Genomic DNA, 12,567 nt, shown 5'->3' with positions numbered 1-12,567 from the left:
GTTGAGAAGGGATGAAAAGTACAGGTATCATCCAGTTCAATGAGCAGTCAGTGAATACTGTCCCCAAACTGCCCCCCCACTTTGTAGCCCGTCCCCAGGAGGTGCAACAGTTGAAGCATCTCTTGGGGAGCAGCCGCATTCTAGTCGTGCAGGGGAAGGGAGGCATGGGTAAAACCGTTCTGGCAGTGGCGATCGCACAAGATGAGGAAGTGCGGCGCAAGTTTGTAGATGGGGTGGTGTGGTTACCCATGGGGATAACACGGAAACCCATAGAACTCTATCAACAATTGGCACAAGCCTTAGAAGGGTCTAAGATTTATCAAGAAACAGAAGTTCAGTGGAAAGCGCATCTGTCAAAGCTATTACAGGATAAGTCCTGTTTGTTGATACTCGATGAGGTTAAGCAGCAACCCGAAGTAGAGCGGTGGCACAAGCTGTTGGGAAAAAACTGCCAGATACTGCTCACCACCAGGGAGAGCCATTTAGTTGATGGGTTAGGAGCCGAAGGTTATCTCGTAGAGAAGTGGGATGACGACCCGTCCTTGCAGTTGTTGGCGAACTGGGCAAACGTGGACAAGGAACAGTTGCCCGAAGAAGCGAGTGCGATCGTGCAAGAATGCAGACAGTTACCTTTAGCCCTAGCCTTAGCTGGAGGGCAAGTGGGAGATGGAACCCTTTGGAAGTATATGTTGAGGGCACTGCAAGGTGGAGACGAAGACGGTTTCGATCCGGCCGACACCACTGCCACCATACAGAAATGTATAGCGGTCAGTCTCCAGAACTTGGAGCAGGAAAAACAAGACGCTTATCTAGAGTTAGGCATATTCCCGCCAGATGCGAAAATATCCGAAGCAGCGCTGGTGAAGTTGTGGGGACGTAAAGGACACAAAGAAGAATCTCAACTACAGCAGCAGTTAACCCAGTTGGAAAAAAGGGCACTCGTATTTGTAGAGGGAGAGTCCCCCCACAGATGGGTGTGGCTCCATGACATGCAACGGAACTATCTCCAGGAAAAGCTTCAGGATAAAGCCAAAGTCCATCGGGAATTTTTAGCCAGTTATGCCAAAGGGCGGTTTCCCTGGAAAGGGGCACAGGTGGAAGGGGAAACATATTTGTATCAGCACGCAGCCTATCACTTCCAGAAAGCAGAGGAAGAAGAAGCCTTCGCCCAGTTGTTAGGAGATTTTGATTGGTTGTCGCCAAAGCTAGAGGCAACAGATATTCAGGCACTCTTGCTCGACTTTGATCGAGTTCAAGACAAAGATCGATTTCTCCGTCGTTTGCAGAAAGCGTTACGCCTGAGCGCCCAGGTGCTAACTCAGGATAAGCAACAGTTCGCCAGTCAGTTGTGGGGGCGGTTGCTCAACCTGAAGCAGATGAAAAAGCATGAGTATCAATACTTTTGGCAAAAGATACCCATCCTAGGGCGCTATTTACCCCACTATCGGGGTGGGGGAAAAGTAGAGCGGCTTTTACAGCAAGCCAAAGACCGACAGACTCAAACCTGGTTTCGTCCCCTCGCCCCCTGCCTGGACTCCAGCGACGGGGCCCTACTGTGTACGCTCAGGGGTCATCAGTCCTGGGTGAATACGGTTGCCGTGACGCGAGATGGGCAGAAAGCCGTGTCGGGTTCATCAGATAAGACCCTGAAGGTGTGGGACTTGGAGACGAAAGAGGAGACCCTGACGCTTACGGGTCATCGTTCCTTGATACAGGCTGTAGCGGTAACGCGAGATGGGCAGAGAGCCGTGTCGGGTTCATCGGATAAGACTCTGAAGGTATGGGACTTAGAGACAGGGGAGGCACTGCTTACTCTGATGGGTCATGATTCCATCGTCAAAGCGGTAGCCGTGACTCCAGATGGACAACGAGCGGTATCGGGTTCATCGGATAATACGCTAAAGGTGTGGGACTTGAAGACGGGAAACGCACTGCTGACACTTACGGGCCATTCTGGCTCGGTACAAGCGGTAGCCGTAACCCCGGATGGACAGCGGGCGGTGTCGGGTTCGATGGATAAGATGCTGAAAGTGTGGGACTTGAAGACGGGAGAACAGAGGCTTACGCTTAAGGGTCACGATCACTGGGTCAATGCTGTAGCCGTGACTCCAGATGGGCGGCGAGTGGTTTCAAGTTCAATGGACAAAACGCTGAAAGTGTGGGACTTGAAGACGGGGGAAGAAGAGCTTACTCTGACGGATCATCAGGACTGGGTGCAAGCCTTAGCCGTGACCCCAGACGGGAAACAGGCGGTTTCAGCCGCAGATAATAACACGTTACAGGTGTGGGATTTAGCAACGGGCGAGGAGAAACTGACGCTCAGGGGTCATCGGGACTGGATACAAGCTGTAGCCGTCAGTCTAGATGGTCAACAAGCTGTGTCCGCTGCCATGGATAATACGTTGAAGGTGTGGAACTTGGAGACAGGGGAGGAACTGCATACCTTGACGGATGATGGAGGTTATCAGGACTGGGTGCGAGCGTTAGCGGTGACCCAAGATAGGCAGATAGCCGTGTTTGCTACGATAGATAATGCCCTCAAAATATGGGACTTGAAGAGGGAACAAGAGCGATATACCCTGACTGGTCATCAGGACTCGGTACAAGCTATAGCGGTGACCTCCGATGGACAGCGAGCTGTGTCTAGTTCTATGGATAAGACGCTAAAGGTGTGGAACTTGGAGACGGGGGAGGAACTGCGCACCCTGACCGGTCATCATCACTCGATACCTGCTGTAGCCATAACTCCAGATGGTCGCCGAGCTGTTTCTGCTTCCATGGATAGCACCCTGAAAGTGTGGGACTTGGTAACTGGGGAGGAACTGTATACCTTGACCGGTCATAGTCACTGGATACAAGCGGTAGCGGTAACCCCGGATGGTAAATGTGCCGTTTCAGTCTCAGATCGTACGACTTTGAAGGTGTGGGACTTGGTAACCGGGGAGGAGAGGCTTACGGTTACGGTTCATCAGGACTGGGTACGAGCGGTAGCGGTGACCTCGGATGGACGGCGAGTGGTTTCTGGTTCTGTAGATAAAACTTTGAAGGTGTGGGACTTAGCAACCGGGGAGGTGCTAGGGACGTTTGTGGCGGAGGCAGCTATCTTGCGCTGCGCCATTGCCCCGGATGGCTGTACGGTGGTGGCAGGGGATATGGTGGGACGAGTGTATCAATTATTAATTAACAATAGCCTATAACAAGGGGCCTCCAGCCCCTTGCCTCTCCTAACTTACCTCATTCTAATAGCGAATAGAGGTAAGTTAGTTAGGGTGTGTTAACTGGCGAATTTCATGCTCTAATTCATCAAATTTGACTTTCTGAACTAAGAAACCGAGTTGTTTCTTCAAGTTAATTTCTTTGGCATCCATACGGCCATCATCTTCTTTCAGAACACGATCTAACAACTGTGAGTTTCTATTACTCATATAGTATAAGACATGACAAGCTAAGTTTTCAACATCATCTGGATTTTCTGCTCTTGATGGGTAAACCTTGCTCAAGAATTCTTTTCCTTCCTGAATGAGTTCTGTTAGCAATTGAGTCACTGCTTCAGGAGGGATAGGCCCAGTTAGGCTGGCCAAATCGATAGTTTGATCGCTGCCGCTCTCCAACTTCCCATTTACGATGGTATCAATTTCGGCTTTTAGATTGGGGGGCTGAGTGAGTAATGTAAGTTGATCGATAAGACGCTTTTCCTCAGCATCTACTGAAACGGCAATTAATAGAGGGGACTTTAAGTTTTATTAGAGACGTTATATAACATGTTTTCCATTTCTTCTAATTCGATCACGCCAGAAAAACGTTCTCCTTTACCCTGTGGTTTTCCTGGGGCGAACATGACGAAAAATGGAGTCGTGGACAGCCCTAATTGATTACCCATTTCTCGATCGCCCTCAATAGCTGAGGAGGCACGCATCCGATTATAATCAAATTGTTCTAAGTCTAAGCCGAGATCTTGGGCTAATTGCTCATAAAAATGATCGCTTAACCGATCCTGTTGGGAAAATAGACCATCATGATATTCCCAAAATCGACCTTGTTGACCAGCAGCCCAAGCTGCTTGAGCAGCCTTTTCGGCTTCAGGATGGATTTGACTTAGGGGAAAATGTTTGTAAACCAGTTGCACTCTGTCTTGATTCCTGGCTATGAATTCTTTAACTTTATCATGGGCGCGGGCGCAAGAGGGGCATTGAAAGTCAGAAAATTCAATTAGAAAGACTTCGGGGTTGTTTACACCAGTGGTAGGAGAGTTGCCGATAAAGGTTTCGGCTTCGCGGTTGAGGATCTCGAGAAAGGCGAGGTACTTTTGTTGTTGGGCTTGTTGTTGCTGCTGTTCATAGGCTTCTAATGCTTCTGCAATAACTTCTGGATTTTGGCGGATAATTTGTAGGACCTGTTCTTTGAGTTTTGGATCAATAGTCATCAGATTTTTCCTTATTGTGCTTTGGTTGGACACAGCAATCATGAAGCCGCGATCGCTATATGCAAAACAACCTAGACCCAACAGTTGCTCTAGTCAATAACTGACTTCAAAACTTAAAATCCCTTAACGTCTAATGTGATAGCTCTTTTCGCCATATCGTACTGAAATTGTTCTAAATCTAACTCTAAATCTTGGGCTAATTGCTCATAAAAGCGATCGCTTAACCGATCCGGTTGGATAAACAGAGCATCGTGATATGCCCAAAGTTAACCTTGTACTGTTCAAGATTTCGCGAAGTCCGTAAATTCACGTTTGTAGGGTGCGTGGAAGCCTAAAACAATATCTGAATGGGGAACCCCTGCTTCAACTAACTCATTGGCAATACCGATTTCTGTCCCATCTCTTTGTACCCATATTTTACCTCCTTTGATATCCACATGAATAATCACGCCATAGACACGGTGCTGTTGTTGCCAACCGATATGTACAACTTGATAGTGATGGCGTTGCACATCAAAGAGAAGTTGAATTTCTGTGCTATTGTTCCCATTATTGGGTTGATGTCTGCTGAGAATTTCTTGAATTAAATCCGAGTAATTTATTCTTTCCATAAAACCACCTCTTGACGGAAATAATCAAAGATTAATAACTTAACAGCATAGAAGTGAAGAGATTCTTGTACAAATTGACGACAAAAAAACTCTTCATAAGTATCCTGGGCAATTGCCAGATACAAATCTCTGTTAGGTTCGGTTTTGCTCAAAGCCAGCTTATAATTCAGGATCTGACCTAGAGCTAAATGAAATTCAGTGACTTCTGAGGTTCCTAAAAAGGATTTGATTTCAACAGCAATTTTTTGTCCTCCTTTTTCTGCTGCCAATAATCGTTCTGCTCCTCAATCAATATAAAATTCAATGTCATCCAGCTTGAGATGCAAAGGATGGGGGGTAATTATCCATCCATTTTTTTGCAAAGCAGTAGATACTGAAGCATGGAATTTATCTTTAGCTGGCACAAGAAGAAGGAAAACAAGATGTTTATGAGAGTATTATAGCATGAGAGACTTTCCCAAAGATACCTGGAGTGTGTAGACGATGAACAAGTGGGAAGAAAAGCCTCTGGCTAAGTTTTGTGGAACTTTAAGCGATGCCGAGACAGAGGAGATGCAGCAAGCCTTAGTAGAAGGTTGGACTTACTTTTTGCCCCAGGAGCATGAGAATTTTCCCGTTCCAGGGAAGGAGTATCGGATTTTTTCTCCCCAGTCAAAGTGCGCGATTCTATCCTGGTTAGGGTGTGCAGATGTTGCTGACCAGAAGAAGGAAGAGTTTATTGCCAAGTTAGTCAATTTCGATGATGGGTGTTATGGTAATTTTTATGGATATCGTGCCTATTTCCTCCCTGCTGCTGGCATCAGTCAGTTTAAATCCTGTTCCTTAGCCGATGCCATTGTTGAGCAGATCGTCACGTGGGGGTTTGGGCAGTTCAATGTAGAGAAACAAGAATGGCACATTTTTCCCAATGCCCTAGCAATAGGTGCAAGAAAAACTATCAGTGAAACTGATAAAAAACGAGTTATTGAGAAGCTCTCTAACCTCCTGAACTTTTCCCAATGCCGTGAAGATACCCGTAGGACAGTGGCAGAGAGTTTAGGGAAACTTGACCCAGGAAATAAAGACGCGATCGCGGCTCTGGTACAAATGCTGGAGGAGACTAATGATGAACATGCCCGTTGTTGGACAGCTTATACTTTAGAGCAAATTGCACAAGGTAATCAAGAGGCGATCGCTGCCTTAGTGCAACTGCTGAAGCAGACTGAGTGTAAAGATACCCGTTACCGAGCAGCTTATAGTTTAGGGAAAATTGACCCCGGACATCAAGAGGCGATCGCTGTTTTGGTACAACTGCTGATGCAAACTGAGGATGAAGATATCTTTTACGAAGCGATTGGGGGCTTAGGGGAAATTGGACAAGGCAATGTCCAGGTAATTTCTGCTCTGATCCAACTTCTGGAAAAGACTGAGGATGAAGAGATTCGTTGGCAGGTAGCTGAGAGTTTAGGACAAATCATCATCACTGAGGAACAGCAAAAAATTGTTGTCTCTGGTCTGCAACGTCATTTCAATAGCCAAACCGATGAAAAGAACGGTGACCTATTTCATATTCAGATGAGAACAACTTTGACCTATTTCAAATTTGACCGATTTTCAAGTTGCTACCAACTTCTCTGGGACATTGCCCAAAGCCTTTCTTATGCTGAATTCTACCAAGCTTGGCATAGTAGTCTTTAGAAACTTCAACTTGTATTTATCATCCAGAGACGTTCTGTAAAATTGCCTCCATTTCTTCTAACTCGATCGCGCCGGAAAAACTCTCGCCCTTGCCCTGTGGTTCTCCTGGGGCGAACATGACGAAAAATGGGGTTCCAGAAAGCCCTAATCGATCGCCGAGTTGCCGGTCTTGTTCAATGGCTGAGGGTGCGATCGCCAGATCGTGCTGAAATTGTTCTAAATCTAACTCCAAATCTTGGGCTAATTGCTCATAAAAGCGATCGCTTAACCGATCCTGTTGGGCAAATAGGGTATCGTGATACGCCCAAAATTTTCCCTGTTGATGAGCAGCCCAAGCGGCTTGAGCGGCTTTTTCGGCTTGGGGATGGAGTTCGGTGAGGGGAAAGTGCTTGTAAATCAGTTGCACTTGTTGGTCGTGCTTGTCCATGAATTCGGCTACGGTATCATGGGCGCGGGCGCAAAAGGGACATTGAAAGTCCGAAAATTCTATGAAGAAGACTTGGGGATTTTCTGCACCAGTAGTGGGAGAGTTGCCAATAATAGTTTCCGGTTCGCGGTTGAGGGTGTCGAGAAAGGCGAGGCGGTTTTGTTGTAGGGACTGTTGTTGCTGCTGTTGATAGGTTTGTACGGATTCAATAATGACTTCGGGATGGTTGCGGATAATCTCTAGCACTTGTTGTTCGAGCTTAGAGTTAGCCGCTTGTGCGGGGAGGGTTACACCGCAGAGGGTGAGCAAGGAGAGGAGGAAGGCGATAATACTCCGCACCGCTGGCGCGATAATGCGACCCATCGCTGACGCGATCGCACTTTTGAAGAGGTGATAATGCGACCCATCGCTGGCGCGATCGCCGATTTTGCAACAGTTAACCATGATTTCCGTTTGTTCGATGGAAGGTAGAGCAGTCATCCGATCTTTTGCCTAATTTGAGTGGTCTGGGGAAAACTGTAATGATTTTTAATATAGAGCTGGGTGCTGGTCATGGGTAATCGGTGATTGGTAATGGCTGATTGGCTATACCTGAGAGCATCGTGCTATGCCCTATCAGGCTTTGCGAGTGCTGTTATTTTGGTGTTTTTGTCTATTAAACCTATTTTTATAAAAATTAGACATAAAAGTTAGCCAAAATTTGATTCTAGAGTTTGATCCAGAATTGAAAGCAATAGAAGGGTAATAAAGTTAGATAACACTTAAAAACAAGGGATTAAACCTTAATTCATTGCGATCGCCGTTTGGATTTCCCCGAAACTTCGTTAATAATGCGATCGAGACAGAGCTATTAAAGCTTTAGGAGAGAGCACGTAATGAAACTATCAGTCTACGGAAAAGGCGGAATCGGCAAATCCACGACAAGCTGCAACATCTCCGTTGCACTCGCAAAACGAGGTAAAAAAGTCCTACAAATTGGCTGCGACCCCAAACATGACAGCACCTTCACCCTCACTGGATTTCTGATTCCTACCATCATTGATACGTTGCAAGCCAAAGATTACCACTACGAGGATGTTTGGCCTGAAGATGTAATCTTTAAAGGCTATGGTGGCGTAGACTGCGTAGAAGCAGGTGGCCCTCCTGCTGGGGCCGGATGTGGCGGTTATGTTGTCGGAGAAACCGTAAAATTACTGAAAGAACTCAACGCCTTTGATGAATACGATGTCATTCTCTTCGATGTACTCGGTGATGTGGTCTGTGGTGGATTTGCTGCGCCCCTCAACTACTCCGACTACTGTATGATTGTCACCGATAACGGCTTTGATGCCCTCTTTGCCGCTAACCGCATTGCTGCCTCCGTGCGCGAAAAAGCCAGAACCCACCCCCTACGGTTAGCTGGACTCATCGGTAACCGCACCTCTAAGCGCGACCTGATTGACAAATATGTAGAATCCTTTCCCATGCCAGTGCTAGAGATTCTGCCCTTAATCGAGGATATTCGCATCTCTCGCGTTAAAGGCAAAACTATCTTTGAAATGGCCGAAACCGACCCCACGTTAGAACCCGTTGCCAACTATTATCTCAACATTGCCGATCAAATTCTGGCACGTCCTGAAGGAGTTGTTCCCAAAGATGCCGCAGACCGCGACTTGTTCTCGCTACTCTCTGACTTCTATCTCAATCCTCCCAAGGAAGCAGTGAAGACGGAAGAGGAAGAACTGGAACTAATGATGGTTTAAGCGCTTTGCGCTAGGGAATAGGGAATAGGGAATAGGGAACAGGCAATCTTCCCCATCTCCCCATCCCCCCATCCCCCCATCTCCCCATCTCTCCATCGCCAACCTCCCCAGTTCGGCCAGAAAAACAGTATCATGGCTCAACGAAACCCTTGCTATTGGATTGACTGCTGTGAGTATGGCTTTTTTCGATAACTTTACCGCTTCTATTCGCCAAAAATGGCTGGATTACTTTCAAGCCAATAAAGCTTGGCTGCTTCTGCAAATGGAGGTGAAGTCCAACAAAACCCCGGATGGAGGACGCAGGCCGGCTTCTGCCCTGATTTTAGGGGTGGTGAATGCCCTAGAGCCGAAATTGGGCAATTTAATGGTTCCCTTCTTCAAGTTGAATGCGGATGAAGATGCCTTAGTGGATGTGTTGGGTTTAAATTTTGACCCGGAGCGGGAGTTAAACCCCAATGGAGAAACTCCCGCTATTGCTTCCCCCGGACAACCAACGGGCGTGTCTCGTTTATTACCGGATGGAGAGGATGATTTATGACGTTAACCGATTGAAAGAATAGGTGTATTCTGATGACTGTTGCACAACCGGAAACCAGTGCCCTCAATTTTGAGTGTGAAACTGGCAATTATCATACGTTTTGTCCGATTAGCTGTGTCGCCTGGTTGTACCAGAAGATTGAAGATAGTTTCTTTCTGGTGATTGGCACGAAAACCTGTGGTTATTTTCTGCAAAATGCCATGGGGGTAATGATTTTCGCCGAACCTCGCTATGCAATGGCGGAGTTAGAGGAAGGCGATATTTCGGCTAAGTTGAACGATTATGAGGAATTGAAGCGGTTGTGCGAACAAATTAAGCGCGATCGCAATCCCTCTGTTATTGTATGGATCGGGACTTGTACCACCGAAATCATCAAGATGGACTTGGAAGGTCTTGCCCCGAAACTCGAAGCAGAAATCGGCATTCCCATCGTTGTTGCTCGCGCCAATGGTTTAGACTACGCCTTCACCCAAGGAGAAGATACGGTACTTGCAGCCATGGCTGCTCGCTGTCCGAAAACCGTGGAACAACCCGAAGAAAAAGAAGAGCGCAACGCCATCCAACGCCTCCTCACGTTTGGCAAGAAAAAGGAAGAAGTGGCACAAGAAGAATCGGAATATGTTGACCATCCTCCTCTGGTTTTATTCGGCTCGGTTCCTGACCCCATTGTCACCCAATTGACCCTAGAATTAAAGCGCCATGGCATCAAAGTTTCCGGATGGTTACCCGCGAAGCGCTATACCGAATTACCGGTATTAGAAGAAGGCTATTATGTCTCTGGAGTCAACCCATTTTTATCCCGCACGGCCACAACTTTAATGCGTCGGCGCAAGTGTAAGTTAATTGGCGCACCCTTCCCCATCGGGCCGGATGGAACCAGAGCCTGGATAGAAAAGATTTGTTCCGTCTTCAATATCGAACCCAAGGGATTAGCAGAACGGGAGCAGCAAATCTGGGAAAGTGTGGAAGATTATCTGCAATTGGTGCGCGGTAAATCGGTCTTCTTCATGGGAGATAATTTATTAGAAATTTCCCAAGCGCGGTTCCTGATTCGCTGCGGCATGATTGTCCATGAAATCGGCATTCCCTACATGGATAAGCGCTATCAAGGAGCGGAGTTAGCCCTGTTGGAAAAAACCTGTCAAGAGATGGGAGCGCCATTGCCAAATATTGTGGAAAAACCGGATAACTACAATCAAATCCAACGCATTTACGAGCTACAACCGGATTTGGTAATCACAGGAATGGCTCACGCGAACCCGATGGAAGCACGGGGAATTAATACCAAGTGGTCAGTTGAATTCACGTTTGCCCAAATCCACGGGTTTACCAATACCCGCGATATTTTGGAATTGGTCACTCGTCCCCTGCGCCGGAATAATAACCTGAAGGATTTGGGTTGGGAAAAGTTAGTAAAGGAAGAAGCGAGAGTTTAGTTAATTGATAACCAGAAGCCGGGTTTCTTCAAGAAACCTGGCTTCTAACACCAATGCCTTCGCTATTTTCTCGTAGTGGATTGTTTCATCTAAAATGGTGCATTAGACTCGGTTCGTAGTGATTGCTCAATCCCTCTCCAGCTAGGCTTTTAAGCACTCTTCGTGCTTACTACAAACAAAGCCCTATTTTAGGTGAAACAGTCCACTACAAATCTGATTGATTGGTTAAAATTCCGGATTATTGTAGGGGCGAACGGCCGTTTCCCTTCGGGACATGAAACGCCCCTACAGGTATCGGTTCTAGTTGTTGCGACGGCGCTTAGATCCGAATAAAGCAATACCTGCTAATCCAATCATCGCCAAAGTTCCTCCTTCTGGAACAGACTGTGGCTCTTCAACTGGCTCAGGAGCAAACCGATAAGCATGGTTATCTGTTTCCATAGCTGGCACAGGGGAAGATAAAACGATTGAGTCAATCAGTTGACCTGGATTAGTGAAGAAATTCACGTAGTGGTTGCTAGCGTAACCATCAATCTCCGCTCCAATAAAACTCTTCACTAAATTGCCTTGATGATAGAAGGAAATCGAGTTTTGGGATGATAAATTAATAGATCCCCAATACAGGCCAAAATAGTCAATGGGCTTGCTGAAGTCGATAGTAACAGGGGTAGCTGCCAATGGTGAGACTGTTAGGTATGGACTGGAGTCACCTGCTGGTGCAACAGCCCCGTATATATTCCCAGATACGATCGCTACATCTGGATTAGCAGAATAGGTAACCAAACCGTCAGTGGGTAAACCAGAATTGAAATCAATAGTATCAGCGCCCTCAACCGTAGAAAATTGCCCTTGTCCTGGAACGTATTGCCCTCCTAATGTGAACGTAATCGCCTTCGCAGGGTTGGGGAATTGCCCCACCAGGAGGACTCCCAAGCAAATTTGGACTAAGCGCTCTACAGAAATCATGAGTTTGACACTCCGATATGAAAGTACATTTGCGAGGAGTTATGTAACCCTCTATAAGTTACTCAGTTTTTTGAGGGCACTTTTATGCACGATCCTTCATTTGAGGCACTTTTTTGTTGTAAATCGTTAGAAATGTAAGAGTATTACTCTCACTTTATTTTAATTAATATAAAGAAACTAGACTTCTAGGCTTCCTGGAGCGATCGCCCAAAAGTTCACGATCGCCTCTGTCTGAGCTGCGGGGGAGCGATCGCCTATACTAGAGAACATAAAACATGAGTTTGGCGAGGTTCCCTCAAAAATGACTTTTAATGATGTTGTCGAAGTGGTTAAACAACTCTCTACGGATGAAAAAGAAGAAATGCAACTCTTACTGCAACAGTATATCCGTGAGGAACGCCGCGATCGAATCACTGAAAATTTAAAATTAGCGCAGCAGGAAGAACAACATGGGGAACTAAAGTTTTCCTCAAGTATTAGCGAACTCAAACAAATGCTTGAGGAATAGGGGTAAAAAACGGATCAAGGGAAATCCTGATTTAGAAGCTAGATTTTGGCAAAAACTGGAAGAATTTGTCATCGATCCCTTTACTCCGAGCTTGAAAACTCATAAATTATCTGGAAAACTGAAAGATTTTTGGAGTTTCAGTGTCGATTATGATGAGCGAGTCTTATTTTACTTTACAGAGGAAGAAACGGCTGTATTTACTGATATTGGTAGCCATGATGAAGTCTATTGAGTTGTAC

12 protein-coding genes and 1 pseudogene are annotated in these 12,567 nt (G+C 46.4%); 7 read left to right on the top strand and 6 right to left on the bottom strand.

All coding sequences use genetic code 11. The features are described 5' to 3' along the window. Positions 1-11: 11 nt before the first annotated feature. Positions 12-3,197 (top strand): NB-ARC domain-containing protein, encoded by a 3,186-nt coding sequence (locus J7529_RS15175; RefSeq protein ID WP_318729676.1) that lies wholly within the window; start codon positions 12-14, stop codon positions 3,195-3,197. Positions 3,198-3,260: 63 nt separating this feature from the next. On the opposite strand, the gene J7529_RS15170 is transcribed toward J7529_RS15175, so the two are convergent. The 4 genes and pseudogenes from J7529_RS15170 to J7529_RS15155 form a co-directional block, all read right to left on the bottom strand. After that, positions 3,261-3,581, bottom strand: coding sequence for a hypothetical protein (locus J7529_RS15170; RefSeq protein WP_318729675.1), 321 nt, complete (start codon positions 3,579-3,581; stop codon positions 3,261-3,263). Between the two features lie 152 nt (positions 3,582-3,733). Next, positions 3,734-4,423 carry a DsbA family protein gene (locus J7529_RS15165; protein WP_318729674.1) on the bottom strand — a complete coding sequence of 230 codons (690 nt, stop codon included), beginning with the start codon at positions 4,421-4,423 and terminating at the stop codon, positions 3,734-3,736. 281 nt (positions 4,424-4,704) lie between these two features. Further along, entirely contained in the window at positions 4,705-5,034 is a 330-nt protein-coding gene (locus tag J7529_RS15160) for a XisI protein (RefSeq protein ID WP_318729673.1), read from the bottom strand. After that, positions 5,022-5,438 (bottom strand): annotated as a pseudogene (locus tag J7529_RS15155) (XisH family protein). The gene J7529_RS15160 and the pseudogene J7529_RS15155 overlap by 13 nt, the downstream one beginning before the upstream one ends. Positions 5,439-5,517: 79 nt before the next feature. Between J7529_RS15155 and J7529_RS15150 the strand changes: the two are divergent. Next, complete coding sequence (locus J7529_RS15150; RefSeq protein ID WP_318729671.1) at positions 5,518-6,711, top strand: HEAT repeat domain-containing protein; 1,194 nt, start codon at positions 5,518-5,520, stop codon at positions 6,709-6,711. A gap of 19 nt (positions 6,712-6,730) precedes the next feature. On the opposite strand, the gene J7529_RS15145 is transcribed toward J7529_RS15150, so the two are convergent. Then, positions 6,731-7,618 carry a DsbA family protein gene (locus J7529_RS15145; RefSeq protein WP_318729670.1) on the bottom strand — a complete coding sequence of 296 codons (888 nt, stop codon included), beginning with the start codon at positions 7,616-7,618 and terminating at the stop codon, positions 6,731-6,733. A gap of 395 nt (positions 7,619-8,013) precedes the next feature. Between J7529_RS15145 and bchL the strand changes: the two genes are divergently transcribed. The 3 genes from bchL to J7529_RS15130 all read left to right on the top strand — a co-directional run bounded on the left by bchL (position 8,014) and on the right by J7529_RS15130 (position 10,854). Further along, a complete protein-coding gene (bchL, locus tag J7529_RS15140; protein WP_318729668.1) occupies positions 8,014-8,880 on the top strand; it encodes a ferredoxin:protochlorophyllide reductase (ATP-dependent) iron-sulfur ATP-binding protein in 867 nt (288 codons plus the stop codon). 175 nt (positions 8,881-9,055) lie between these two features. Continuing rightward, a complete protein-coding gene (locus J7529_RS15135; protein ID WP_271936419.1) occupies positions 9,056-9,418 on the top strand; it encodes a DUF5331 domain-containing protein in 363 nt (120 codons plus the stop codon). Between the two features lie 32 nt (positions 9,419-9,450). Continuing rightward, entirely contained in the window at positions 9,451-10,854 is a 1,404-nt protein-coding gene (locus tag J7529_RS15130) for a ferredoxin:protochlorophyllide reductase (ATP-dependent) subunit N (RefSeq protein WP_318729667.1), read from the top strand. 300 nt (positions 10,855-11,154) lie between these two features. On the opposite strand, the gene J7529_RS15125 is transcribed toward J7529_RS15130, so the two are convergent. Beyond that, positions 11,155-11,820, bottom strand: a complete 666-nt coding sequence (locus tag J7529_RS15125) for a PEP-CTERM sorting domain-containing protein (protein WP_318729666.1) — start codon at positions 11,818-11,820, stop codon at positions 11,155-11,157. Between the two features lie 301 nt (positions 11,821-12,121). On the opposite strand from J7529_RS15125, the gene J7529_RS15120 reads away from it, so the two are divergent. After that, on the top strand, positions 12,122-12,328 hold the full coding sequence (locus J7529_RS15120) for a hypothetical protein (protein WP_318729665.1): 207 nt from the start codon (positions 12,122-12,124) through the stop codon (positions 12,326-12,328). Continuing rightward, positions 12,318-12,560, top strand: coding sequence for a hypothetical protein (locus tag J7529_RS15115; protein WP_318729664.1), 243 nt, complete (start codon positions 12,318-12,320; stop codon positions 12,558-12,560). Before J7529_RS15120 ends, J7529_RS15115 begins: the two co-directional genes overlap by 11 nt. The last annotated feature ends 7 nt before the right edge of the window (positions 12,561-12,567 follow it).

It is taken from the genome of Roseofilum sp. Guam (assembly GCF_017746735.1).
GTDB lineage: Bacteria > Cyanobacteriota > Cyanobacteriia > Cyanobacteriales > Desertifilaceae > Roseofilum > Roseofilum reptotaenium.
This window is presented reverse-complemented; position numbering and strand designations above follow the sequence as displayed.